The following is a 23,849-nucleotide window of genomic DNA, read 5'->3' on the forward strand; positions in this document are numbered from 1 at the left end:
TTAATCGTTTGTCGCGTCCCGATGCCGCGCAGATACTGCCCTTTCTCAAGAAGCGGCGGCAACGCCAAACCGGCAGCAATCCATGCGATCAGACCTCAATTTCATCAATGGGCAGTTCGTCGGCGCCGAAGGGCCGCACATCGCTGTCTATAACCCCGCAACCGGCGACGCGATCGGTCAGGTGAGCGCAGCGAGCGCCGCCGAGGCAGTGCGCGCGGTCGATGCGGCGAAGGCCGCCCAGCGCGCCTGGCGCAAGCTGCCCGCCGCCGAACGCGGCGTGATCCTGAACCGTTTTGCGGACGCGATCGTCGCGCGCGCGCCGAAGATCGGCGCGGCGCTTGCCGCCGAGTCGGGCAAGAGCGTCGCCGACGCAACCGCCGAAGCGCAGTACGCCGCCGAAATTCTGCGCTACCACGCGCAATGGGCGCGCCGCATTGAAGGCGAGGTGATTCCGAGCGACAGCGCGAACGAAAACCTCATTCTCATGCGCGAGCCGATCGGCGTGGCTGCGTGCCTGATTCCGTTCAACTTCCCGGTGTACACGCTGCTGCGCAAGGTCGCGCCGGCGCTCATCACGGGCAACGCGGTGGTCGTGCGGCCAAGCAACAACACGCCGTGCTCGGCGTTCGAAGTGGCGCGCGCGGCGCAGGAAGCGGAGTTGCCGGCGGGCATTTTCAACGTGCTGGCAATGGACCACGACACGGCAGCAGTGCTCTGCACGCACACGGACGTCGGCATGATCACGCTCACGGGCAGCGTGAACGCGGGCCGCAAGGTGCTCGACTACTGCAAGGAAAACATCGCCAAGCCGTCGCTGGAACTGGGTGGCAAGACGCCCGCGATCATCGAAGACGACGCCGATCTCGAAGCGGCCGCAACGGCCATCGTGCGCTCGAAAACCACGCATTGCGGCCAGCTTTGCACGGCGATTGAACGTGTGTACGTGCACGCCAGCGTGCATGACCGCTTCGTCGCGCTGCTGCGCGAAAAGATGAGCGCCGTGCGCTTCGGCGACCGCGCCGAAGACGAAACCCGTATGGGTCCGCTCGTGAGCGCCAGCGCGCGCACGGCGATCCACGCGATGGTCGAACGTGCGGTGGCAGAAGGCGCGAAGCTCGAAACGGGCGGTTACGTGCCCGAAGGCAACGGGCATTTCTATCCGCCTACGCTGCTTACGCATTGCCGCCAGGACATGGAGATCGTGCAGGAGGAGATCTTCGGCCCGGTGCTGCCGGTGCTGTCGTACGAAACGCTCGACGACGCGCTGCGCATGGCAAACGATCACCAGTTCGGCCTTTCGTCGGTGCTTTTTACGGAGCGCTACCGCACGACCATGCGCGTCGCAAACGAGATCGAAGCGGGCGAACTGTACGTGAACCGCACGCCTGCCGACCCCTACCAGGGATACCACGCTGGCTGGAAGCGCTCGGGACTTGGCGGTGACGACGGCAAGCACGGCATGCTCGAATTCACGCAAACACGCCTTGTCGTGATGCCATTCTGATTATTCGACATACTGATTAATCGCAGAAACGGCGCCCCTCGCAACGGGCGCCGAAGATGAAGAAAAGAACGCCTCGCGCCGGCAACCGCCCGCGCGCTGGCGTCAGGAGACAATCTTGCAGAAGTCCATCGGAAAGCCCAATGCGCCGGCGAGTTTGCCGCGCGCCGAAAACTCATCGCTCACGCCCGTCGCATCGGGCTCCATGCAGCGCTACGTGCAATTGCTGCTGCTCGTGCTCGCCGCGGGCGGCATCTATCCGCTGCTGTATCTGCGTCAGGTCTACCAGACCACGATGCTCGATGTCCTGCATATCGATAATGCGCAGCTCGGCTATCTCTACTCGGTGCTCGGCATCGTGTTCTTCGTATGCTATCTGCCGAGCGGCTGGCTCGCCGACCGCGTCGCGCCGCGTCTGTTGATCTGCTTCTCGCTCATCGGCACCGGCGCGCTGGGCCTTTGGTACTCCACGGCGCCCTCGTTCCATGCACTGCTCGTGATCTTTTGCTGCTGGGGCATTACCACCGGCCTCACTTTCTGGGCCTCGGTGCTCAAGCGCGTGCGCATGATCGCGGCGGCGAATGAACAAGGCCGGTTTTTCGGGTTACTCGACGGCGGACGCGGGCTCGTCGAGGCGCTGCTCGCCACCGCGGCGCTCGCGCTCTTCGCCGCTGCGACCGGTTCGGGACGCGGTGAGGCGGCGGGCCTGCGCCACGTGATCTATCTGTATTCCTTCACGTGTATCGCGCTCGGTGCGTTGATGAGCTTCTTCAAGGATCCCGCGCCCGCGCAGGCCGAAAGCAAGTCGGTCGAAGCGAATGCCAAGGGTTCGCTTTGGCGCGATCTCGCGACGCTCGCCTCGATTCCGCAACTCTGGCTCATGGCGGCCGTGGTGTTCTGCGGCTATCAGATCTTCTGGGCGACCTACAGCTTTTCCGCGTATCTCCAGCAAGGCGAGATGCATATGAGCGTCGTGGCTGCCGGCATGGTCACCACCGCGAAGCTCTGGATGCGTCCCATCGGCGGCATTGGCGGCGGCTTTCTCGGCGACCGTCTCTCGAACCTGCGCGTGCTGATCTGGGCGCTGTTCCTGGCCGTCGTGGGGCTGATCGGCCTGATCCTGTTGCCCGCGCTGCGCAACATGGTGCTGCTCGGCGCGGTGGTGCTGTTCATCGGCCTCATGACCTACGCGATTCGCGGCCTCTACTGGACGCTGCTCGACTACTGTGCGATTCCCATGCGCATAACGGGCCTCGCCATTGGTCTCGTTTCGCTGATCGGCTATTCCTCGGACATCTTCCTGCCGCTCGTGAACGGCTACATCACCGAGCACTACGCAGGCATGCTCGGCTACCAGATCTATTTCGCCTATGTGGCCGCCATTGGCACGCTCGGCGGTATCGCTGCGCTCGTGCTCAAGCGCATGACCCACTCCAAACTTGCCTGAAACAGCCTGAACCATGAAAGTCGTTGCAATTGAAACGCACGTCGTTGCGGTGCCTCCTCCGCACCTCGGCGGCATGTACTGGATCTTCGTCACGTTGAAAACGGATTGCGGCATTGAGGGCGTGGGCGAAATCTACGCCGCCACGTTCCACCCCGACGTGATGGTGCCCGCGATCGAAGACGTCTTCACGCGCTATCTGCTCGACCACGACCCGCATCGTGTCGAGCGCCTGTTCCGCGAGGCGTATTCGAGCGGCTTCACGCAGCGCCCGGACCTCACGATGATGGGCATCGTGAGCGGCCTCGAAATGGCGTGCTGGGACATTATCGGCAAGGCGGCGGACAAGCCCGTGTACGCGCTGCTCGGCGGCATGGTGAATGAGCGCCTTCGTTCGTATACCTACCTGTACCCGAAGAACGCGAAAGGCGAATACGATTACGACGACCCGGACCTCGCCGCGGAATGCGCGGCCGAGAACGTGAAGCGCGGCTTCACCGCGGTCAAGTTCGACCCGGCGGGGCCGTACACGGCCTACTCGGGGCACCAGCTCTCGCTCGAAGTGCTCGACCGCTGCGAAACGTTCTGCCGCAAGGTGCGTGAAGCGGTCGGCAGCAAGGCCGACCTGCTGTTCGGCACGCACGGGCAGATGGTGCCTTCTTCGGCGATCCGGCTTGCGAAGCGGCTCGAAAAATACGACCCGCTGTGGTTCGAAGAGCCGGTGCCGCCGGGGCAGGAAGAGGCCATCGCCAATGTCGCGAAGCATACGTCGATTCCCATTGCCACGGGCGAGCGCCTCACCACGAAATACGAATTCCACAAGCTCTTGCAGGCGGGCGGTGCGTCGATCCTGCAATTGAACGTGGCGCGCGTGGGTGGCCTGCTCGAAGCGAAGAAGATTGCCACGCTGGCGGAAGTGCATTACGCGCAGATCGCGCCGCATCTCTACAACGGGCCCATCGGCGCGGCGGCGAGCATTCAGCTGGCGGCCTGCACGCCGAACTTCCTGATTCAGGAAAGCATCGGCACGTGGGACGGTTTCCACGCGCAAGTGCTCAAGCAGCCCATTCAGTGGGAAGACGGCTACATCATTCCCTCGAAGGCGCCGGGCCTCGGCGTCGAACTCGACATGGACGTCGTGCGCGCGCACTCGCCCTATACGGGCAAGCGTCTGCATCTGCAGATGGCGAGCCAGCCCGCCGACGTGCGCGACACCTCGCCCGCACGCGGCTGACCTGCCGGAGCACACAGATGAACTACGACTACATCATCGTCGGCGCCGGTTCGGCGGGTTGCATTCTCGCGGAACGGCTCTCCGCTTCCGGCCGTCATTCGGTGCTGCTGCTCGAAGCGGGCGGACCTGACGACTCGTTCTGGTTCAAGATCCCGATTGGCTTCGCCAAGCTGTACTACAACAAACAGTACAACTGGATGTATTACAGCGAACCGGAGCCGGAGCTGGCCGGCCGGCAGATCTACGCGCCGCGCGGCAAGGTCCAGGGCGGCTCGGGCGCGATCAACGCGATGATTTACGTACGCGGCGCCGCGCGCGACTACGACGACTGGGCCGCGGCGGGTAATGCGGGCTGGTCGTACCAGGAAGTGCTGCCGTACTTCCGCAAGCTCGAGTCGCACCCGCTCGGCGACACGCCCTGGCACGGCGCGAATGGTCCGGTGCGCATCACGCCGATGAAGGAAGGGGCGCATCCGGTCTGCCGCACCTTTGTCGAAGGCTGCACGCAATTGGGCTATGAGCGCAACGACGACTTCAACGGCGCACGGCTCGAAGGCGTGGGCATCTACGATGTGAATACGCGCGACGGCAAGCGCGATTCGAGCAGCGTGGCCTACCTGCACCGCGCGGGACCGCGCTCGAACCTGAAGATCGAGCATCATGCGCGCGCCACGCGTGTGCTGTTCGACCAGGGCAAGCAACGCGCCGTTGGCGTGGAGATCCTTCAGCAAGGCGTCAAGCGCACGTTCCAGGCGAGTCGCGAAGTGATCGTCGCGGCTGGCGCGGTCGACTCGCCGAAGCTGCTGCAGCTTTCGGGCGTGGGCCCGCGCGCGTTGCTCGCGAAGCACGGCATCGACGTGGTGCACGAGCTGCCTGCGGTGGGGCAGAACCTGCAGGATCACCTGTGCGTGAGCTTCTACTATCGCTCGCGCGTGAAGACGCTCAACGACGCGTTCAGCAGCTGGACGGGCAAGCTCAAGTTCGGCCTGCAATACGTGTTCAAGCGCAAGGGACCGTTCTCGATGAGCGTGAACCAGTCGGGCGGTTTCTTCCGCAGCAGTCAGGACGAGGCGCACCCGAATATGCAGGTGTACTTCAATCCGCTGTCGTATCGGATTCCTAAGTCAAATCGGGCGCAGCTCACGCCCGAGCCGTACTCCGGCTTTCTCGTCTGCTTCAATCCGTGCCGGCCCACGAGCCGCGGCTCGGTGGAGATCGCTTCGGCGAACGTGGAAGACGCGCCGAAGATCCGCGGCAACTACCTCTCGACACAGAAGGACCGCGACGAGGCGATTGCAGGCAGCCACCTCGTGCGCAAGCTGATGACGGCGCGCGCGTTGGAGGCAATCACCGAAGCCGAGGTGACGCCTGCCGGTGAAGTGACCGACGACGCGAGCATGCTCAAGTTCTTCCGCGAGCAAAGCGGCTCGATCTATCACCTGTGCGGCACCTGCGCGATGGGACCCGATCCGCGCACGGCGGTCGTGGACGCGCGTCTGCGCGTGCATGGCATCGAAGGCTTGCGCGTGGTGGATGCGTCAATCTTTCCAAATATCACATCGGGCAACACCAACGCGCCGACGATGATGGTCGCGGAGAAGGGCGCTGACCTGATTCTGGAAGACGCCGATCAGGCCATCGCCGCGAAGGCCGTCGCGCAGGGCCGTCAGCCCATGGCGGCGATCTCGTCCTGAATCCATTGCCGGAACAGCTTGAGCGGCTTCGAAGCCTTCTGTTCGGGCCGCACGACGAACCAGTATGACTGGCGGCCGTCCACGTGGATGTCGCGCACGGGCGCGAGCAGGCCCTGGGCCAGCTCGTGCTCGATCATGTGGCGGTCGGCCATCGTCACACCGAGCCCTTCGATGGCCGCGCGGATCGCGTGATCGAGCAGGTCGAATTCGTAACCGCCCGAGGTGTCCACGTCCTCGATGCGCGCCGCGTCGAGCCAGTGCCGCCACGTGAGATAGCGCTGGTTGTCGCCCGCGAGCACGTGCAGCAAGGTTTGCTGCGTGAGGTCGACGGGACCTTGCGCGAGCAGCGCGGGCGCGCATACCGCAATGTGCGATTCGTGCATCAGCAGGGAGCTGTCGAGGCCTTCCCATTCGCCATCGCCAAAGCGGATCGCGCAGTCTAGCGCCGTCGAATCGGCAAGGCTGTCCTGCAGATGCGTCGTGAGGCTCAGCTCGAGCTCAGGATGGCGCGCGCGCAGGCGCGTGAGGCGCGGCACGAGCCAGCGGCTCGCGAAGGTGGGCGGCGCGTTCACGCGCAGGCGGTTGAGGTCGCTCTTCTGCTGGATCGTGCGTACCGTCAATTCGATGCGGTCGAACGACTGCTGGAGCGTACGCAGCAGCGCGCGCCCGGCTTCGGTCAGCTCGAGCCGGTGGTGATGGCGCTCGAGCAGCGCCTCGCCAAGCTGTTCCTCCAACTGGCGCACCTGGCGGCTCACCGCGCTCTGTGTCACGTTCAGCTGCTCGGCGGCGCGGGTGAAGCTGCCGCTCGTGCCTGCCGCCTCGAACGCCTTCAGGGCGTTCAGCGCCGGCATCTTTCGCTTCAAGGTCGTCTCCTCGCTCCAGGCGCCATCTCGAAACGACGCCTCATGCAAACGACGCAGTATACCGGCCCGCACCGCCATTCAGGCGCCCCGCGCACGTGAGAGCGCGGCTAGCGCAAGCGTGACGACGAGCGCGAACACATAGAGGCCGCCCGCCCCCAAAAGACGCATGAACAGCGAAGCGACGGTAGGACCAGCCGCGCCGCCGAGCGAGAAGACGAGCAGCAGCGTCGCGCTCGTCTGCACGCGCCGCGCCTGATCGACCCGGTCGTTCACGTCGGAGACGATCACGCCGTACAGCGTGAAGGTGAGCGCGACATAGAGAAAGAGCAGCGTATCGACGAAAGCCGGCGCGCGCAGGACCGCGAGCGCCGCGGCCGCGCACGCGGAAACGAGCGAGATCAGGCCGAGCGTGGCGCGCCGCCCAAGGCGGTCGGAGAGTCGCCCCACGGGCCATTGCGAAAGGAGCGCGCCGATCAGCACGACACCCATGGCGCGCGAAATGCTGCCGGCCGGATAACCGATGCGCGCGAGATACACCGGCGTGAGCGCATAGAACGCGCTGGAAAGCAGCCCTGCGCCAATACAGGCCGGCACGCTGCGCGGCGCGACGCGGTGCAGTTCGCGCAGGCCGTCGAGCAGCAGCGTGGGGCGCTTGGGCGTGCCGAGCGCGGAAGCCGGTGCCCTGGCCGCAGGCGCGGGCAATGCGGCTTCAGCCGATTGCCACTCGCCGATCAGCGCCACCGGAATGAGCGCGGCCACGAACAAGCCATTCACCAGCGCGTGCTCGAAAATGCCGCCGGGCGCGCCGAGACCCAGCAGGAACTGCCCGGCGCTCACGCCGAGATACGTGAGCACGAGATAGAGCGCGAATGCGCGCCCGCGCCGCTCGTTCGGCACGGCGCCGTTCACGCCGCTTTCGATCGACGTGAACACGCCGACCATGCTGAAGCCGGTAATGAGGCGCAGCACGGCCCAAACGTCAGGGGAATCGAAGGAGAGATAGCCGAGCGCTGCAAGCGCGGCGAGCGCGCCGAAGCCGATGAAGGCGCGCTGCGGCCCGATGCGCCCGACGACGGGCCCAAGTCCCAGCGCGCCCACGATGAAGCCGACGTAGTAGCACGATTGCACGAGGCCGACGTCGAGCGCGGTGCGTTCGTCGTGCAGCATGCGCAGCGAGATCAGCGTCGTGAGAAGGCTGTTCCCGCAAACGAGGATCGTATAGCCGCCCAGCAGGCCGATGAGCGCCCGCATCTACGGTTTAGTGCGTGGTCCCGGCGCGGCGCTCGACGAAGCGCCGCACGTAGTCGTCGGCGGGGCGGTGCAGGATGTCGTCGGGGGTGCCGCACTGGATGAGGCGCCCGTCGCGCAGGATGGCGATCTGGTTGCCAATGCGCAGCGCTTCATCGAGATCGTGCGTGATGAACACGATCGTCTTCTTGAGCGTGGCCTGGAGTTCGAGCAGCTGGTCCTGCATTTCGGTGCGAATGAGCGGATCGAGCGCCGAGAACGCTTCGTCCATCAGCAGCACGTCGGTGTTCGCGGCCAGCGCGCGGGCGAGGCCCACGCGCTGGCGCATGCCGCCCGAAAGCTCGTCGGGATAGTGGTCCGCATAACCCGAGAGGCCCACCTTGCCGAGCCATTCGCGCGCGCTCGCCTGCGCCGCCGCTTTCTTTTCGCCGCGCGTGGCGAGGGCATACGCGGCATTGTTGAGCACCGTTTGATGAGGCAGGAGTCCGAAGCTTTGGAACACCATGCTCACGCCGTAACGCCGCAAATCGCGCAGGCCGTTGTCGGAGAGCTTGAGCACGTCCTTGCCGTCGATGAGGATCTCGCCCACGGTCGGCTCGATGAGCCGGTTGAAGTGGCGCACCAGCGTGGACTTGCCCGAGCCCGAAAGGCCCATGATCACGAAGATCTGGCCCGAACCGATCGACAGGCTCACGTCGTTGAGCCCCACGTTGCAGCGCGTCTTTTCGAGGACTTCGGCCTTGCCCGCGCCGCCGCGCAGCAGCTCGAGCGCGCGCTGGCCCGCTTCGCGCGTGCCGAAGATCTTGTAGACGTTCTTGACTTCGATGCCGCTCATGATCGTTACCTCACTCCATGCTCATTGCGTATGCTGGATGCGCCGGCCGGGTTGCTTCCACACATTGCTCATTGTGCCGGCGCTTTTGCGTTCGCGTTGGTTATTTGGCCGGCTGGCTCGTCAGATCGCTGGCCTTGGCGGCTTGCGCGCTATCGCGTTCCTGTTCGCGAACACGGCGAAACGGAATGCGCGAGGGCTGCTTCGACTTGCGCGCGAGACCACGCGTGCGCCGGCCCTGACCATAGCCCTGGCTGATGCGGTCGATCACGATCGCGAGAATCACGATGGCGACGCCCGCCTGCGTGCCCTTGCCCACATCGAGCGTTTGAATGCCCGCGAGCACGTCTTCGCCAAGACCGCGCGAACCGATCATCGAGGCGATCACGACCATCGAAAGCGCCATCATCGTGGTTTGGTTGATACCGGCCATGATGCTCGGCCGCGCGAGCGGCAACTGCACGCCAAAGAGCAATTGCAGGCGCGTGGTGCCGAACGCCCGCGCGGCCTCGACGATTTCCGCATCCACGTGGCGAATGCCGAGATCGGTCAAACGAATGAGCGGCGGCAGCGCGTAGACGACCGTGGCGAGAATGGCGGGCACCTTGCCGAGGCCGAACAGCATGAGCACCGGAATGAGGTACACGAAGCTGGGCAGCGTTTGCATCACGTCGAGCACTGGCAGCAGCACGCGGCGCAGCCCGCTGCTCGAGGCGGCGAGGATGCCGAGCGGCACGCCGAGCACGACCGAGATGAGCGTGGCGACCACCATCAGCGCGAAGGTCTGCATGAGCTTGTCCCACAGCCCAAAGCAGCCGATCAGCCAGAGCAGGACGACGAACAGCAGCGCCACGCCAATGCGCCGCGACGCATGCCAGCCGAGCAGGCCCACGGCGGCGAGCACGACGATGGGCGGCGTCGCGCGCAGCAGGCTTTCGAGCGGCACGAGCACGTCGCGCAGCATGAGCACGCTGAAGTTGTGGAACGCGTCGCCGTAGCGCTGGACGAACGCGGCGACCTGATCGTTGACCCAGTCGGCGATCGAGAGGTGAAGAAAGGGAGATCCCATGGTGAGCCTCATTCTGCGTGTGTCATGTGATGCGTACCGTCGTGCGGCCAGTGTCGTGGCTTACGTGCGCAGGCCAGCCTGCACGCGCGCCGCGACTTCCGGCGTGACCCATTGTTTCCAGATTTCCGGATGCTGCTCGAAGAACGTACGCGCGACCGTGGAGGCGTCGAGCTTCTTGTCGTGCATTTGCTGGACCAGTTGTTCGTCGAGCGCGAGCGGCAAGCTAACCTTGCCGAAGAACGCAACCGCGTCGGGCTCGGCATCGTAGAACGGCGTGGAGACCGCGACCTTCAGATGCGACACCTTGAACGCGGAAGCGCAGGGCGTGCCCTTCGGATCGGCGATGGTGTTCCAGCAGGCGTCGGAATACGGCGCACTTTCCAGTTGTACGAAGCGGTACTTCGCCATCAGGCCGGCGGGCTGCCAGTAGTAGAAGAGAATGGGCTTGCCGCGCTCGTAGGCGGAGGCGATGGCCGCGTCGAGCGCGCCGCCGGTGCCGGGACGGAAGTTCGTGTAGTCGTCGCCGAGCTTGTAGGCCGTGAGCAGGCGGTTGTTGAAGCGCTCGCAATCCCAACCCGCAGGGCAGTTGTAGAAGCGGCCTTTGCCGGGCTCTTCGTCGTCGGTGAAGAGGGATTTGTACTGCGGCAGTTGCGCGACGGAGCGCAGTTGCGGCGCCATCGGCTTGATGCCGCGTTTTGCGTCGCCGTTGATCACATAGTCGGGGACGTACCAGCCTTCCTTGTCGCCGCCGGGAATCAATTCGCCCACGAGCTTCACGCTGCCATCCGTCAAGCCGCGCGCGACGATGGGGCTGCGGCCCGTCCAGTGCTCGGCCCACACCTGCAGGTCGTTTTTCGTGAGTGCGGTTTCGGTGGCGGCCGTGGCGCCTGGCACGACTTCGGTCTTGCAGCCGTAGCCCTTCTCCAGCACGGTGCGCACCATTTCGGTCATCAGCGCGCCGCTTTCCCAGGTGATTTGGGCAAGCTTCACGGTTTTCCCCGCCTCGCACCAGCCTGGGGCGGCAAAGCTGCTCGTGGCCGCGCAGGTCAGCGCGAGGGCGGCGGCAATACGCACGCCAGCCAGCGTGATACGTCTCATGTCGTCTCCAGTTTTATATGCACGGGCCGTGCTTTTCGAATCAATCCGACCAGAGTCTATCCGCGGCATTTCGGGTTGCGAAAGCCACGAATAGTCATCGATGCATTACCTGATCTCATGCCACTCTCATCACGCGAATGACGCATGCGAGAGCGATGACTGCGCGTCATGCCCCCATGAGATTTCATAGCTTTTGGGCGCTTGCGGCATGTGCTGGAATGCGTCTGGCCAAATTCGAACCCATGACACAGGAGACGGAGTCAAACATGAAAGACCTGCAAGTCTATATCGGCGAAGGTTTCGCTGGACCAGGCGTAAACGCGGCCCACATCAACATCATGATCGGCCCGCGCAATGGCCCCGTGGGGCAGGCGTTCACGAACAGCTTGTCGTCGCCTTCGCAAGGCCACGTGCCGTTCATGGTGGTGGCGCAGCCGAACGTGCCGGTCAAGCCTGCCACGCTCTACGTGAACAAAGCCGACATTCGCGGCGACCTGCACGGCAACGCCACGTGGGGCGCGTCGCAAGCGGCCATCGCGAAGGCGGTGACGGAAGCGATGCTCGACGGCACGCTGCCGCCGCAAGCGGAGAACGAATGGTGCATTGTCACGGCGAACTGGGTGAACTGGTCGTGCGACGACCTCGACGCCGTGTACGAGAACAATTACGTGGCCTGCAAAACGGCCATCCGCGCAGCAATGAACGGACTGCCCAAGCTCGACGACATTGCGAAGATCAAGGATCAGATCAGCAATCCGTTCTACACGCCGAAGGCCAAGGCGGCTTGAGCCGCGCAATGCGTTACAGGTGACTACGATGCAATACGTGCAACTTGGCCGCTCGGGCCTGAAGGTGTCGCGCCTGTGTCTCGGCACGATGAACATGGGCACGCCCGAGTGGAAGCCCTGGATTTACAACGAAGAGCAGAGCGAACCGATCGTACGCCGCGCGCTCGAAGCGGGCGTGAATTTTATCGACCTCGCGGACTTTTATTCGACGGGCGTGGGTGAGGAAGTGGTGGGGCGCATCGTGCGGCGCCTCGCGAAGCGCGACGAACTCGTGCTCACGACCAAGGTCGGCTATCCGATCGGCAATGGCGCGAACAACCAGGGCCACTCGCGCAAGCACATCATGGAAGGTATCGATGGTTCGCTGCGCCGGCTGCAAACCGATTACGTCGACGTCTACATGCTGCACTACTTCGACGTGAATACGCCCGTCGAAGAAACCATGGATGCGCTCAACGATATCGTGCGCGCCGGCAAGGCGCGCTATATCGGCGTTTCGACGATGTTCACGTGGCAGTTCGCCAAAATTCTGCAGGCGTGCGAACGCTATAACTTCGCACGCCCGATCAATATGCAGCTGCAGCTCAACTGTGCGTATCGCGAGGAAGAGCGCGAGATGATTCCGTTCTGCCAGGACCAGGGCGTGGGCGTTTCGGTGTTCAGCCCGCTTGCGCGCGGCCTGCTTTCCGGCGACGCGAAGTCGGTGCGCAACCAGACCGACTTCTTCACCGGTCAGATGTACGACGATGAAGCCTCGCGCGATATCGCGCGTTCGGTGGCGGAGGTCGCGTTGGCGCGCGGCGTGTCGTGCGCGCAGATCGCGCAGGCCTGGGTGCTGGGGCACGCGGGTATCTCGTCGATGCTCGTGGGCGCGGACACTGTCGCGCAGTTCGAGAGCGCGCTCGCCGCGCTCGACACGCAACTCAGCGCCGACGAGCTTTACGAACTCGAGCGTAACTACACGCCGTGCGACGTGATCAACGACTACGTGAGCGCACGCATTCCGCGCGTGCCGCGCGCGTCGCGACGCCTGGAGATCGCAGCATGATCGAAGGACTCAAGGAAACGCGCCTGTGGCGCACGTCGAGCTTCATCGACGGCGAGTGGGTCGCCAGCGAAGTGACCTATCCGGTCATCGACCCGGCCACCGGCGCACCGCTCGCGCAAGTGGCGCGCGCCGGTGCGCGCGAAGCGCTGCAGGCCGTGGCGGCGGCCTCGCACGCGTTCCCCGCATGGCGCGATGCCACGGCGGCGGAGCGTAGCGCGAAGGTGCGCCGTTGGGGCGAGTTGATGCAGGCGCATCGCGAAGACCTCGCGCGCATCATGACGGCCGAGCAGGGCAAGCCCTATGCGGAAGCGCTGGGTGAGGTGGCGTACGCGGCGAGCTTTCTCACGTGGTTCGCGGAGGAAGCGCGACGCGCCTACGGCGACGTGATTCCCGCGCCGAAGAAGGGCGCCCGTATCGTCGTGACGAAGGAGGCCGTGGGTGTGGTCGGTGCGATCACGCCGTGGAATTTCCCGCTCGCGATGGTCACGCGTAAAGCGGGTCCCGCGCTCGCCGCGGGTTGCACGATGGTGCTCAAGCCTTCGGAAGAGACGCCGCTTTCGGCGTTCGCGCTCGCCGAACTCGCGGTCGAGGCGGGCATTCCGCGCGGCGTGTTCAACGTCGTTTCAGGCGATGCGCCTGCCATCGGCGACACGCTCATGGCCTCGAAGGCCGTGCGCAAGATCTCGTTCACGGGGTCGACGCGCGTGGGCAAGCTGCTCATGCGTGCGGCGGCCGATACGGTGAAGAAGGTCTCGCTCGAACTGGGCGGCAATGCGCCTTTCATCGTATTCGACGACGCCGATCTCGATGCCGCTGTGGAAGGCGCGATGGCCTCGAAATTCCGCAACACGGGGCAGACCTGCATATGCGTGAACCGCTTCTACGTGCAGGCCGGCGTGCACGACGCATTCGTCGAGAAGCTGGTTGCGGCTGTGCGAGCGTTGCGCGTGGCGGGCGGCATGGAGGCGGGCGCCACGCAAGGGCCGCTCATCAACGGCGCGGCGTTGCGCAAGGTCGAGGCGCACGTGAGCGACGCGCTCGAGAAGGGCGGCGCCATTGTGTGCGGCGGCCACGCGCATGCGCTGGGTGGCACGTTTTACGAGCCCACGGTCATCACGGGCGCGCACGGCGGCATGATGCTCGCGCATGAGGAGACGTTCGGACCCGTGGCCGCGGTGTTCCGCTTCGAAACCGAGGAGGAAGCGATCCAGGCGGCGAACGATACCGAGTTCGGCCTTTCCGCGTACTTCTACGCGCGCGATATCGGCCGCGTGTGGCGTGTGGCGGGCGCGCTGGAAAGCGGCATGGTGGGCATCAACGAAGGCATTCTCTCGACGGAGGTCGCGCCCTTTGGCGGCGTGAAGGAGTCGGGGCTCGGGCGCGAAGGTTCGAAGTACGGGCTCGATGAGTACCTCGAAACGAAGTATCTGATGATGGGCGGGCTCGGCTGATTTTCCGCGCCGTTACCACGCAGTTAGCACGCTTGTCAGATTTCGGCGAAAGCCGCCGCGCGAGAGCGCGGCGGCTTTTTTGTCCCAAAGCAGGCGCCTGGCTCCTGGAAAGTGATCGAATCGGCAGCGGTGAGCGATTTGAACACCGCTGACGAGCGCGAAACTGGGCGTACCCCAATTACCCCTGCGAAGCCTGTGCCCGGCGACCTGTTGAAATGCCTGGCCATGCCGACAATGCAATATCGGCCAAACGCCTCAATGTCTCAGAGCAAGCTCCATCACATGCTTGCGCGGACATGCCCTGCACGACGGCTGCGTAAAAGCGTGCGAGTGCGACGGTGTCGGTCCCGGTTGCAAGTTCTCCCTCGGCGAGCGCGCGGTCAAAGCGTTTCTTGATCAACTGTATTGCGAGATCGCGCCGTGCAGCGACTTCGCGCGCTGCGGCCTCGCTTTTGTCGCCATGCTGAAGAACGGCAGTTGACACCATGCACCCCCGTGGCTTGCCGGGGTCAGTAAAACCCGCCGCGGCATCGTGCAAGTAGAACGCTATAGCGTCATAAGCCGATAGATGCCCTTGCAGCGCGCCAAGTCGATTTTGGTTCTCACGCTCACTGTTACGGTCGAGTGCCTGTTTAAACAGATCGTCCTTTGAACCGAACGTCGCGTAGAGCGACGGAGGCGTGATGCCCATGGCCTCGGTTAGGTCGGCTATCGATGTGCCCTCGTATCCTCGCTCCCAAAACAGTCGCGCTGCGATATCGAGCCCGACATCGCGGTCCAGCGTCCTGGGCCGGCCACGCTTTCGAGGTGATTCACTCATTTTGTATCGAAGCCTATAAAAATCATTGACAGCGCTCTTCGCCGCTCAATATTATAGCGATCACTAGCCAATTGGTTGACAACGGAGTGATCAATGTCTGGAAAACTTTCAAACAAGGTTGCCCTTATCACGGGAGGCTCGCGTGGGATCGGCCGTGCAGCAGCGCTGGCCTTTGCACGAGAAGGTGCCGCGCTGATCGGTGTGCACTATGGCGCCAACATCGATGCGGCCGCGGCAACGATCCGGGAGATCGAGCGCCTCGGTGCAAAAGCGGTCGCTATCAAGGCCGATCTGAGAGGCGGTAAGGAAGCGACGGACAGCCTTTGGGAACAGTTCTCAAGGGCTGCTGTCGCCGCTACCGGTGAGCCTCGGCTTGACATTCTTGTCAACAATGCTGGTGTGGCACCTGCCGTTTCTCTAGCGCAGACCAGTGAGTCCACCTTTGATGAGTTGTTGACGATCAACTTTAAGGCGCCGTTCTTCTTGATCCAGGCCGTTGCCGATCATATCCGCGATAACGGACGGATCATCAACATTTCGACGGGCTTTACGCGTGTCGCGGCGCCGACACATCCCGCCTACGCGGCGTCGAAAGGCGCAATTCAAACACTAACGCTGGCGCTTGCACCCGAGTTCGGTCGTCGCGGCATCACGGTCAATACGGTAATGCCGGGCGTCACGGAGACCGACATGAATGCGGACTGGATCACGATTCCCGAAGCACGCGCCGGCGCGGAAGCCCTGTCGGTGTTCTCGCGTGTCGGTCAACCCGCCGACGTGGCAGACATCATCGCCTTCGTCGCGTCGCCCGACGCCCGATGGATCACGGGACAGGTCATCGACGCGACGGGTGGTGCCCGGCTCTAAAACTTGGGGTTGCCGCGGAGCGGAACGCCCCGTTGAGTGCGATAGTAGATTTTGGCGGTGCCGTTGCGAATTCGTTGAGTTTTAGTGCGTGAAGGGAGGACCTGCGCACGTCCTGACTGGACGCGTCGCCGGCTACGGGCTCGGTGCGGTGTACGGCCACGGCGTTAAGGGGTTACGCTACCCGGAGCCACTGAACGGATGACATGAAAACGAAGACCCGCAAGTTGAGAACGTATGGGCCTTTCGTCTTTTGCAGAGAGGGGGGCATGAACGTGAACGGTGCGATCAGCAGAATCGGAGCGATCCTGGCTATGGTCGTCATGAGTAGTAGCCCGAACCATGCGAACGCGCAAACGGGCGTCGACACTCGGGCCGGCGCGACTGTGCAAAGGGCAGCGTACTCGACGTCGCGGCTTCAGAACAGGCCGGATAGTGCGGTGACTCGTGACGTCCGCAACGCCCTCTGGCGCACACCGAACCTGGATGCTTCAGGGATTCGGGTCAGGGCGCGCCTCGGCGTCGTTACGCTCACGGGATGGGTGCCGGACCGAAGGCAGATCGCGCTCGCCGGCAACGTGTCAAGGTCAGTGCGCGGAGTCAGGTCAGTGTCGAATCAATTGACCTTGCGAAACAGGCGTTAAACAACGTCTCGCGAAAATGAGGCCGTGCATCATGGGTAGTTCTGTCGCGGTAGAGTCGAGATGACAAACAAACGGCAATTCAGGTAGGTTTGGTTATGCCGGCAAGGAGTAAAACGGCCTCGCATGAGTGTAACTACGCCACCGTCTTACTTTTGGCCGCTGGTGTTCAAATTTTGGCAGCGGTCGTGGTCGATCGCTGACCGCTCATGCAGGCCGTTACCCGGCGAGACTGCCGGAAGGGACGCTTAGGCCTGACAAATTGTTCCGCACCCATTCTTCGAGCGAACAAGCCCCGAGACCTCGCTGTGCGTTGAACGTCTGGCCCATGTCCCACGCCACGCCGCGCCCCTGAGCGAACACGACACGGTACTTGCGCAGCCCGTCCTGTGGCGCTTCAGCCAGTTGCCGCTCCAGTTCCGGAACGGTCCATTCGTTGCGATGAACCTTGACACCTAACACGCCGTCGACCGTATCGGCCACTTCGCGATACGTGATCGTGTCGCCGGCGATGTGCACGACCCGGTTCGCGATGCGTGGCTCAGCGAACACGATTTCTGCCGTCAATGCGGCGATGTCATCGGCCGTCGTCACGGTCACGGCATTGTCCCAGCTTCCCAACGCGTTCACGGTATTTGCCGCCAGATCGACGACGCCGAAGGATTGCTCGAACAGGAAGCTCGTGAACATGCCTGTCGAAACGATTACCCATTCGGTGCGCGACTGTGCCCGAAGAAGGTCGCGCACGTCGAGCTGTTCGTCAAACAGGTCCTGCGCGCTGCCCCTGCCGATGATGTCGTAGTCGACGCCGAACTGCCACGGGAAGTACCGCTTGACGCCGGCATCCAATGCCGCGCGCGCGATCTTGCGTTGCACGCCCGGGCCGCCTACGAATCCTGTACATGAGATAACGGTATCGAACCGGCTGAAGAGGGTGGCGAGTTCGTCGCTCGTTTGCACAGAGAGGTCGGCCTCGACGAGTTCGATACCCAGCGAGCGTAGTTCGGCCACGTCCTTCTGTTTTGCCGGTTCGCTGGACGCGATCGTCGACGCTCGAAGCAGTACCGCGATAGTTACGTTGGTTGCATGTCCGGCACGTCGAGAGAGCGTGCGCAGCATAGCCATGCCGAGTTCGCCGGCGCCCAGAACCAGAATTGAGGTGTCGTTCAACATATGCGTGAGCCATTGGGAAAAAGCGTTGCGGGAATGGGCCGTCGCCGATCGCGTCATAGCGTATGCAAGAGCGGCCCTCGAACGATTCGCAGTGTAGTGGCGCGAACGCTGCCCATTGTTCGCGGAGCCTGAATACACAACGCAACAGGCAAGAACGGCACCATTTGGCCGCACGATCCAAACGGCCGTATCGGACGGCACCGGATTGGTAACATGGAGGCCGATGTCTGCCAGATCAGGCAGACGCATTCGCCGCGCGGGCCGCACATGGACAAACTTCAAGCGATGACCACGTTTGTACGGGTCGTTGAGGGACGAAGCTTCAGCAAAGCTGCGGAGACCTTATCGATGCCTCGTTCGTCGGTTACGACGATCGTGAAGAATCTGGAAGCCCATCTGGGCACGCCACTACTGCGCAGAAGCACGAGAAGCCTGAGTCTTACCGAGGCGGGCGCGCGGTACTTCGCGTCGTGTCAGGCCATCCTCGCGGAGGTCGCCAACGCGGAGAGCCAGTTATCGGCCACGGTCACGGCGCCGCGCGGACGGGTGCGAGTCGATATGCCCGGTGTCATCGGGCGATCGATCGTGTTGCCGCGGTTGCATGAGTTCGAGACCCGCTATCCGGACATCGAACTGGTGCTCGGCCTGAGCGACCGGCCATCGGACCTCATTTACGAAGGCATCGATTGCGCGATTCGCACCGGTGCGCTCGCGGACTCGACGCTGGTCGCGCGCAGGCTCGGCCAGCTTGCGTGGCTGACCTGCGCATCGCCTCGATATCTCAAGCGCTACGGCGAGCCGGATTCCGTGGCCGCGCTCGGCGCTCACCATGTCATCAACTACCTGTCGAATGCGAGCGGGCGGCCTCTGGAATGGCGCTTCAGCGTGGACGGCGAAGACGTGGCAATGACGATGCGCAGCCGTTTCTCCATCAATGAAACGGAGGCCTACGTGCAATGCGGTCTGGAGGGCCTCGGCCTGATCCAGCTATCCGAATTCGCGGTGTCCGCGTATCTTCGGAGCGGGCGGCTGAAGGAGGTACTCGCAGAGGCGAGATGTTCTCCCGTGCCGGTCTCCATTGTCTATCCGCAGGGCCGCGCCACGGTCGCGATCAGAACGTTTGTCGACTGGATCATCGAAATCGCAAAGTCCGGTTTGACGCAGTGACCTGGCGTTGGCGGATCGATGCAGAAGGGAGCAGTTGCAACGGCGGATCGAGTTGAGACCGTCGCTGAGCGTCGCCTCGAAGCGCACCGCGCCGCAATGGCACTCGCCAGCGTATTTGTTCGTATCACTAATCATGTAGTTTGCTATTCGAATCAAGCGCGCTGCGCAAAGTCGCAGCGTCAACCGGCCCGTGCGTTGATGTCGAGAACCGCGTCGGCGAACGCTGCTGGCGCCTCCTGCGGAAGGTTGTGGCCTGCATTCGGCACGATGCGGTTCTCATGACGTCCCGTGAACCGCTTTGAACTGGCCTCTCTTCCCGCGGGTGGGTGGACGCCATCGGCATCTCCCTCGAGCGTGATCGTTGGCACGGTGATCGGCGGCATGGCGGCGAGGCGTCGTTCGATCTCGTCGAACCGAGGGTCGCCTTCGACCAGGCCGAAACGGTGCCGATAAGAATGGACGACCACGTCGACGAAATCGGGACTATCGAACGACGCCGCCGAGCGGGCGTAGGTGTCGTCGTCGAATCGCCAGGTCGGTGACCAGAGTGACCACAAGAGCCGGCAGAACGCGCGCCGGTTTTCAGTCAAGCCAGCCCGGCCGCGCTCGCCGTGCAGGTAGTACTGGTACCACAGCCGGTGTTCCTGTTCGGGGTCGGCTGGCTGCAATGCGGCGCCGATATTCTGGATGTTGTAGCCGTTGACCGAAACCAGCCCCCGCGCTCTCGACGGGTAGAGCGCCGCCACGATGCATGCCGCCCGGCCGCCCCAGTCGTATCCCCCGAGGATGGCCTGGTCGATCCGAAGGCCATCGAGTAGCGCTAGCAGATCCGCGCCGAGCGCTGCCTGCTGGCCCGAGCGAAGCGTCGTAGGTGAAAGGAAACGCGTTGGGCCGTATCCGCGCAGGTAGGGTGTGATGACGCGCGCGCCATGGGATATCAGGCGTGGCGTCACTTCGTCGTACGCGTGGGTGTCATAGGGGAAGCCGTGTAGGAGGACGACCGGCCATCCGTTCGCGTCGCCGTGTTCGTGGAAGGCGATGTCGAGCAGTTCGGTTTCGATATGTTTAAGCATGGGGCGCTCCTTCGCGCTCAGTTCAATGATGACGCACGCGTAGCAAACGGCGTGCTCGATGCCATGTCAAAGCCCGAGACAAACCGCACCGGCCGCGACGACCACGCAGGCGAGCCAGCGCGTTCCACTCACGGCTTCCCGCAAAAACAGTCGCCCGATCAGAACCGCGAATACCACACTGGTCTCGCGCAACGCCGACACCGCGCCCATCGCACCTGACTGCAGCGCCCAGATCACGATGCCATACGCCGCGATGGACACGAGGCCACCGGCCAGCGACGAGGCGATCGACAGTGGCTCGGCACGGACCGGCGTCCATAACGGCGCGAACCCGCGCGCCGTGACGAACAGTAACGGCATCGCCCAGTAGAACAGGAACATCCATGCGGTGTAACTGAGCGGCTGGCCGTTGGACACGCGCACGCCTATGCCGTCGATCACGGTATAGAGCGCGATCGTAGCGCCGGTCGTCAGCGCCGCCAGCGCACCCGCGCGCGACACGCAACGCCCCTGCAGTGCGATCGCGATGATGCCGCCCGAAATCATCACGATCCCGAGCACGTGCAAGGGGCCGATCGCCTCGTGTGCAAAGAGCGCCGCGCCGAGCGTGACGAGCAGCGGCGACGAGCCTCGCGCAATCGGATACGCCAACGCCAGATCGCTGCGGCGATACGACCGCACGAGGCTCACGTTGTAGAAGATATGCACGAGCCCCGAAGCGACGATGTAGGGCCACGCGGCGCTAGCCGGCCAGGGCGTGGACAGGACGCCGAACGTGGCAACCACCGCGATGGCGATGCTCATCCAGGTCATGGACAGAAACCGGTCGCGGTTGCCGTGGAGCATCGCGTTCCAGCTTGCGTGGAGCAGCGCTGCGAAGAGCACGATACCGCCGGTATAACTGAGCATGAGGGCGCGGGGCAGGTTTCATGAATGGTCTATCAAGAAGAATATCTATCTTGCGACGGGCGAGCAAACCAGATAAATTGATCAGTCACGTTAGATAAACTATTTCGAATGAAGCCGGTGTTGCCCCCACTCAATGCCCTGCGGGCCTTCGAGGCCGCAGGTCGGCTCGGCAGCTTCAAGGAAGCCGCCGCAGAGCTGCACGTGACGCCGGGGGCGGTGAGCCAGCACGTGCGCCTGCTGGAGGAGTGGCTTGGCGCGTCTCTGTTCGAGCGGCACAACCGGCGTGTGGCGCTCACGGCGGCGGCAAAGGCATATCTGGAGGAAATCGGCCCGTTGTTCGAACAGCTCTCGCAGGCAACCGCGCGGTACGGCATGCCGCGAACGGTCTCCCGGACGCTATCCGTGAGCGCACCCGCGACATTCACATTGCGCTGGCTGGTGCCGAGGCTGGCGAGATTCCGGGCCGAACATCCCGACGTCGACGTTAAGGTGGAAACGTCGAACGAGCCGCTGGAGAGTTTGAAGGATGACTACGACGCCATCATCCGGGGTGGTCCGGACACGTTCTACGGCTATTCGATGCGGCCTTTCTTGTCCGAGGAGCGCCTTCCGGTGTGTAGTCCTACGCTTTTGCAGCGCGTGCCGCTCCGCGCGCCTCGCGACTTGCGAGAACACACCTTGTTGCACACCTCGAGTCTTCCGCGGCTTTGGCCTGACTGGCTGGCGAGCGCGCGGGTTCCCGAGCTGAGGCCGGCCGCCGCTTTGACGTTCGACCATTTCTATTTGACCTTGCAGGCAGCGATCGACGGAATCGGCATCGCGATGGGCCCAACTGCGTTGGTAGCCGACGATCTCGCCGCTGGCCGGCTCGTCGCACCGTTCGCGCTTCCGCGCCTGCCGTCGCGCAGCTATTGCACTTACGTTGCGGACGAGAAGTCTGGCGATGAGTTGGTCGCGTTGTTCCGTTCGTGGCTCGAGCGGGAGGGGATGGGTTCATGAACGCGCAGGGGCGCCGCTCGATGCAGGGAAAAGTCGGTTATCGCGGCGATCCGCCGCCGGAATCGGCGTCGCAAATATGCGACGCCTGGCAGACTTTTTCCGCGCATGCGCTACGGGATAGGCGCTCCATTTCTCTGCCAACCGGGGAAAAGCGCGTGGCAGCCGTTCGATCGTTGACGCACCCGATTGGGGTTGGGGCCGATGTGACCATAAGCTAATGGCTACAATCGGTGCTCCTACTCCATGATGCGATCGATATCAAGCGAATGATTCAGCCGCATTTTCCCTGCCCTGTGCCGCACATTACATTCATATAATCTGGCGCGCGCTCGCGTTTGGCGCGCGAATGCTTAGTAGCGGATGGCGTAGTGCACCGGCTCGTTCGTGGGCCCACAACAAGACTGTGACAACAGGAGAAACTGCATGAAGGCTCTTCAAGTATTCAAGCTGGCCGCGGCGACGGCTCTCGTGGCTGCGTCCCTGCACGCCTATGCGCAGGACGACGCGGCGAGCGGCGCGACCGCGGGTGCCCAGCAACAGGCCACCCCGTCGCACGCACTGTCGAAGCAGGAGAAGGCTGCTAACCGCGCGCTCAGCCGCAAGGTCCGCTCCGCGCTCGCCAAGGACAAGAAGATCGACGTTGCCAGGATCACCGTGCGCGTGCGTGACGGCGCCGTGGTTCTGCAGGGCTCGGTGCCTGAGCAGGCGCAGATCGAACACGCCACCGAAGTCGCCACGGGCGTGCAAGGCGTAACGTCGGTCAAGAACGCACTGACGATCCGCCCGAACGAGTCCTGATCGTCTCCCACGACTGCCATGCGCCCGCCCGGGCGCATGGGCTGACACCCGGAGACAAGTCTCCGGGATCTTCCTTGACCCGTGTGCGAGTGCCGTGAAAGCGGCGATGGTTGGCTCCTATATTTCCACATTAATCAAAATGTAAAATGATGGACAAGGAGATGGCTCGTTGGGCTTCGAAAGTTCTGGGAGCCGTGGCGGACGCACGGACTGTTGACCGGCCCCCTGCCAACGGGGAGATGCAAGGTGATCTCGATGCGCATGCAACGAAAGTGGCGCACGGCGATCACGCGTGGGGCAAGGAAGGCAACGGATTGTCCGAAATGTAAGTGCGAAAGCCATGCCTCGCAAAATGCGATGTATATCGAAACCCGTCGAATATCCGTTCCGGGGCGATTTACATGAATTTCCTGCAATGCGTGAATCACGCAACCTTCGATTGGCGACGCGAATTCATTACTGCTAATGCCAAAAAGCGAAATAAATCGTTGCGCACAATGCGCTTAATTATCTGCGATCGTTTTCCTACACTTGTTATGAACTGGTAGTGGTCTGCTTTACACGTACCACTGCGAACAGTTACGCGATTTTGATCGCCGCGAGCCGCGCGTATAACGACCCCCAAGGAGAAATATGAGTGGACCGTTTGCGCCGGAATTCCAGTCCAATCAATGGAGGAGCGAATTATGAACAAGACAACCAGCACATTGATCGCGGCCGTTGCCGCATTCACGCTGTCCGCCGGTGCGTATGCACAGGCCAACAATACGCTGGCAACCCCGAGCGTTGTATCGCCCGCTGCTGCCAATACCAATGCAACGAGCGGCTACGGCACGCCAGGCGCCACCAACTCGGACAGCGGCATGAGCGCCGCGTCGCCGAATAGCACGAACAATAGCGCAACGTCGCTCACTAACGCGCCCGGCAGTAACAACACGCTGGCGACCCCGACCACGGCGTCGCCGGCTGCCAAATAACAGCAGCCTCTCGCCGTAAGAAAGACCGCTGCCCTCATGGGCAGCGGTCTTTTGTTTTCCCCCTGGTCCCACGGGCAGAGCGCAGCCTCGCCCGGACCGCGGGAAAAGGTGGTCGGGTTGCGAGTCTTCGTCGTCCAGCGCTCAAGTCTGTCCCCAAG

22 protein-coding genes are annotated in these 23,849 nt (G+C 63.3%); 13 read left to right on the forward strand and 9 right to left on the reverse strand.

Annotation, left to right across the window (positions count from 1 at the left end):
* Positions 1 to 82: 82 nt before the first annotated feature.
* The 4 genes from aldA (at position 83) to JMY28_RS05200 (ending at position 5,873) form a co-directional block, all read left to right on the forward strand.
* The gene (gene aldA, locus JMY28_RS05185; protein ID WP_201694829.1) at positions 83 to 1,504 is read left to right on the forward strand and encodes an aldehyde dehydrogenase; all 1,422 of its coding nucleotides are present in this window, start codon (positions 83 to 85) and stop codon (positions 1,502 to 1,504) included.
* Positions 1,505 to 1,616: 112 nt separating this feature from the next.
* On the forward strand, positions 1,617 to 2,948 hold the full coding sequence (locus JMY28_RS05190) for an MFS transporter (protein WP_407945476.1): 1,332 nt from the start codon (positions 1,617 to 1,619) through the stop codon (positions 2,946 to 2,948).
* A 13-nt stretch (positions 2,949 to 2,961) separates the two neighbouring features.
* Positions 2,962 to 4,179, forward strand: coding sequence for a mandelate racemase/muconate lactonizing enzyme family protein (locus JMY28_RS05195; protein WP_201694830.1), 1,218 nt, complete (start codon positions 2,962 to 2,964; stop codon positions 4,177 to 4,179).
* 17 nt (positions 4,180 to 4,196) lie between these two features.
* The gene (locus tag JMY28_RS05200; RefSeq protein WP_201694831.1) at positions 4,197 to 5,873 is read left to right on the forward strand and encodes a GMC family oxidoreductase; all 1,677 of its coding nucleotides are present in this window, start codon (positions 4,197 to 4,199) and stop codon (positions 5,871 to 5,873) included.
* On the opposite strand, the gene JMY28_RS05205 is transcribed toward JMY28_RS05200, so the two are convergent.
* From JMY28_RS05205 to JMY28_RS05225, 5 genes are all read right to left on the reverse strand, one after another.
* Positions 5,846 to 6,724, reverse strand: a complete 879-nt coding sequence (locus tag JMY28_RS05205; protein ID WP_201695187.1) for a LysR substrate-binding domain-containing protein — start codon at positions 6,722 to 6,724, stop codon at positions 5,846 to 5,848. The genes JMY28_RS05200 and JMY28_RS05205 overlap by 28 nt on opposite strands.
* 90 nt (positions 6,725 to 6,814) lie before the next feature.
* A complete protein-coding gene (locus JMY28_RS05210) occupies positions 6,815 to 7,987 on the reverse strand; it encodes an MFS transporter (RefSeq protein WP_201694832.1) in 1,173 nt (390 codons plus the stop codon).
* A gap of 7 nt (positions 7,988 to 7,994) precedes the next feature.
* On the reverse strand, positions 7,995 to 8,819 hold the full coding sequence (locus tag JMY28_RS05215) for a quaternary amine ABC transporter ATP-binding protein (RefSeq protein ID WP_201694833.1): 825 nt from the start codon (positions 8,817 to 8,819) through the stop codon (positions 7,995 to 7,997).
* Positions 8,820 to 8,919: 100 nt separating this feature from the next.
* Complete coding sequence (locus tag JMY28_RS05220; RefSeq protein ID WP_201694834.1) at positions 8,920 to 9,885, reverse strand: ABC transporter permease; 966 nt, start codon at positions 9,883 to 9,885, stop codon at positions 8,920 to 8,922.
* Positions 9,886 to 9,945: 60 nt separating this feature from the next.
* The gene (locus tag JMY28_RS05225) at positions 9,946 to 10,983 is read right to left on the reverse strand and encodes an ABC transporter substrate-binding protein (protein WP_201694835.1); all 1,038 of its coding nucleotides are present in this window, start codon (positions 10,981 to 10,983) and stop codon (positions 9,946 to 9,948) included.
* A gap of 266 nt (positions 10,984 to 11,249) precedes the next feature.
* Here JMY28_RS05225 and fae point away from each other — a divergent pair, with 266 nt between their 5' ends.
* The 3 genes from fae to JMY28_RS05240 are packed head-to-tail and all read left to right on the forward strand — an operon-like array spanning position 11,250 to position 14,270.
* On the forward strand, positions 11,250 to 11,771 hold the full coding sequence (fae, locus tag JMY28_RS05230) for a formaldehyde-activating enzyme (protein WP_158761135.1): 522 nt from the start codon (positions 11,250 to 11,252) through the stop codon (positions 11,769 to 11,771).
* A 28-nt stretch (positions 11,772 to 11,799) separates the two neighbouring features.
* Positions 11,800 to 12,819, forward strand: coding sequence for an aldo/keto reductase (locus JMY28_RS05235; protein WP_201694836.1), 1,020 nt, complete (start codon positions 11,800 to 11,802; stop codon positions 12,817 to 12,819).
* The gene (locus JMY28_RS05240; RefSeq protein ID WP_201694837.1) at positions 12,816 to 14,270 is read left to right on the forward strand and encodes an NAD-dependent succinate-semialdehyde dehydrogenase; all 1,455 of its coding nucleotides are present in this window, start codon (positions 12,816 to 12,818) and stop codon (positions 14,268 to 14,270) included. Before JMY28_RS05235 ends, JMY28_RS05240 begins: the two co-directional genes overlap by 4 nt.
* A gap of 178 nt (positions 14,271 to 14,448) precedes the next feature.
* Here the strand turns inward: JMY28_RS05240 and JMY28_RS05245 are convergent, their stop codons facing one another.
* Positions 14,449 to 15,090, reverse strand: coding sequence for a TetR/AcrR family transcriptional regulator (locus tag JMY28_RS05245; protein ID WP_201694838.1), 642 nt, complete (start codon positions 15,088 to 15,090; stop codon positions 14,449 to 14,451).
* Positions 15,091 to 15,183: 93 nt separating this feature from the next.
* On the opposite strand from JMY28_RS05245, the gene JMY28_RS05250 reads away from it, so the two are divergent.
* Complete coding sequence (locus tag JMY28_RS05250) at positions 15,184 to 15,957, forward strand: SDR family oxidoreductase (RefSeq protein WP_201694839.1); 774 nt, start codon at positions 15,184 to 15,186, stop codon at positions 15,955 to 15,957.
* Positions 15,958 to 16,277: 320 nt separating this feature from the next.
* Entirely contained in the window at positions 16,278 to 16,598 is a 321-nt protein-coding gene (locus tag JMY28_RS05255; protein ID WP_236596743.1) for a BON domain-containing protein, read from the forward strand.
* A gap of 216 nt (positions 16,599 to 16,814) precedes the next feature.
* On the opposite strand, the gene JMY28_RS05260 is transcribed toward JMY28_RS05255, so the two are convergent.
* On the reverse strand, positions 16,815 to 17,768 hold the full coding sequence (locus JMY28_RS05260; RefSeq protein ID WP_201694841.1) for an aromatic alcohol reductase: 954 nt from the start codon (positions 17,766 to 17,768) through the stop codon (positions 16,815 to 16,817).
* Positions 17,769 to 17,981: 213 nt separating this feature from the next.
* Here JMY28_RS05260 and JMY28_RS05265 point away from each other — a divergent pair, with 213 nt between their 5' ends.
* Complete coding sequence (locus JMY28_RS05265; RefSeq protein WP_236596702.1) at positions 17,982 to 18,935, forward strand: LysR family transcriptional regulator; 954 nt, start codon at positions 17,982 to 17,984, stop codon at positions 18,933 to 18,935.
* A 179-nt stretch (positions 18,936 to 19,114) separates the two neighbouring features.
* On the opposite strand, the gene JMY28_RS05270 is transcribed toward JMY28_RS05265, so the two are convergent.
* The gene (locus tag JMY28_RS05270; RefSeq protein ID WP_201694842.1) at positions 19,115 to 20,008 is read right to left on the reverse strand and encodes an alpha/beta fold hydrolase; all 894 of its coding nucleotides are present in this window, start codon (positions 20,006 to 20,008) and stop codon (positions 19,115 to 19,117) included.
* A 66-nt stretch (positions 20,009 to 20,074) separates the two neighbouring features.
* Positions 20,075 to 20,917, reverse strand: coding sequence for a DMT family transporter (locus JMY28_RS05275; RefSeq protein WP_201694843.1), 843 nt, complete (start codon positions 20,915 to 20,917; stop codon positions 20,075 to 20,077).
* A gap of 108 nt (positions 20,918 to 21,025) precedes the next feature.
* Between JMY28_RS05275 and gcvA the strand changes: the two genes are divergently transcribed.
* From gcvA to JMY28_RS05290, 3 genes are all read left to right on the forward strand, one after another.
* Positions 21,026 to 21,916 carry a transcriptional regulator GcvA gene (gene gcvA, locus JMY28_RS05280; protein WP_201694844.1) on the forward strand — a complete coding sequence of 297 codons (891 nt, stop codon included), beginning with the start codon at positions 21,026 to 21,028 and terminating at the stop codon, positions 21,914 to 21,916.
* 423 nt (positions 21,917 to 22,339) lie between these two features.
* A complete protein-coding gene (locus JMY28_RS05285) occupies positions 22,340 to 22,714 on the forward strand; it encodes a BON domain-containing protein (RefSeq protein ID WP_201694845.1) in 375 nt (124 codons plus the stop codon).
* Between the two features lie 686 nt (positions 22,715 to 23,400).
* Positions 23,401 to 23,691, forward strand: a complete 291-nt coding sequence (locus JMY28_RS05290; protein WP_201694846.1) for a hypothetical protein — start codon at positions 23,401 to 23,403, stop codon at positions 23,689 to 23,691.
* Positions 23,692 to 23,849: the final 158 nt, after the last annotated feature.

The organism is Paraburkholderia hiiakae (assembly GCF_904848665.1).
Classification (GTDB): domain Bacteria; phylum Pseudomonadota; class Gammaproteobacteria; order Burkholderiales; family Burkholderiaceae; genus Paraburkholderia; species Paraburkholderia hiiakae.

Coding starts and splice junctions, on each gene's coding strand:
- aldA (WP_201694829.1), top strand. CDS start 83: ATGCGATCAGACCTCAATTTCATCAATGGGCAGTTCGTCGGCGCCGAA.
- JMY28_RS05195 (WP_201694830.1), top strand. CDS start 2,962: ATGAAAGTCGTTGCAATTGAAACGCACGTCGTTGCGGTGCCTCCTCCG.
- JMY28_RS05200 (WP_201694831.1), top strand. CDS start 4,197: ATGAACTACGACTACATCATCGTCGGCGCCGGTTCGGCGGGTTGCATT.
- JMY28_RS05205 (WP_201695187.1), bottom strand. CDS start 6,724: ATGCCGGCGCTGAACGCCCTGAAGGCGTTCGAGGCGGCAGGCACGAGC.
- JMY28_RS05210 (WP_201694832.1), bottom strand. CDS start 7,987: ATGCGGGCGCTCATCGGCCTGCTGGGCGGCTATACGATCCTCGTTTGC.
- JMY28_RS05215 (WP_201694833.1), bottom strand. CDS start 8,819: ATGAGCGGCATCGAAGTCAAGAACGTCTACAAGATCTTCGGCACGCGC.
- JMY28_RS05220 (WP_201694834.1), bottom strand. CDS start 9,885: ATGGGATCTCCCTTTCTTCACCTCTCGATCGCCGACTGGGTCAACGAT.
- JMY28_RS05225 (WP_201694835.1), bottom strand. CDS start 10,983: ATGAGACGTATCACGCTGGCTGGCGTGCGTATTGCCGCCGCCCTCGCG.
- fae (WP_158761135.1), top strand. CDS start 11,250: ATGAAAGACCTGCAAGTCTATATCGGCGAAGGTTTCGCTGGACCAGGC.
- JMY28_RS05235 (WP_201694836.1), top strand. CDS start 11,800: ATGCAATACGTGCAACTTGGCCGCTCGGGCCTGAAGGTGTCGCGCCTG.
- JMY28_RS05240 (WP_201694837.1), top strand. CDS start 12,816: ATGATCGAAGGACTCAAGGAAACGCGCCTGTGGCGCACGTCGAGCTTC.
- JMY28_RS05245 (WP_201694838.1), bottom strand. CDS start 15,090: ATGAGTGAATCACCTCGAAAGCGTGGCCGGCCCAGGACGCTGGACCGC.
- JMY28_RS05250 (WP_201694839.1), top strand. CDS start 15,184: ATGTCTGGAAAACTTTCAAACAAGGTTGCCCTTATCACGGGAGGCTCG.
- JMY28_RS05255 (WP_236596743.1), top strand. CDS start 16,278: ATGAGTAGTAGCCCGAACCATGCGAACGCGCAAACGGGCGTCGACACT.
- JMY28_RS05260 (WP_201694841.1), bottom strand. CDS start 17,768: ATGTTGAACGACACCTCAATTCTGGTTCTGGGCGCCGGCGAACTCGGC.
- JMY28_RS05265 (WP_236596702.1), top strand. CDS start 17,982: ATGGAGGCCGATGTCTGCCAGATCAGGCAGACGCATTCGCCGCGCGGG.
- JMY28_RS05270 (WP_201694842.1), bottom strand. CDS start 20,008: ATGCTTAAACATATCGAAACCGAACTGCTCGACATCGCCTTCCACGAA.
- JMY28_RS05275 (WP_201694843.1), bottom strand. CDS start 20,917: ATGCTCAGTTATACCGGCGGTATCGTGCTCTTCGCAGCGCTGCTCCAC.
- gcvA (WP_201694844.1), top strand. CDS start 21,026: ATGAAGCCGGTGTTGCCCCCACTCAATGCCCTGCGGGCCTTCGAGGCC.
- JMY28_RS05285 (WP_201694845.1), top strand. CDS start 22,340: ATGAAGGCTCTTCAAGTATTCAAGCTGGCCGCGGCGACGGCTCTCGTG.
- JMY28_RS05290 (WP_201694846.1), top strand. CDS start 23,401: ATGAACAAGACAACCAGCACATTGATCGCGGCCGTTGCCGCATTCACG.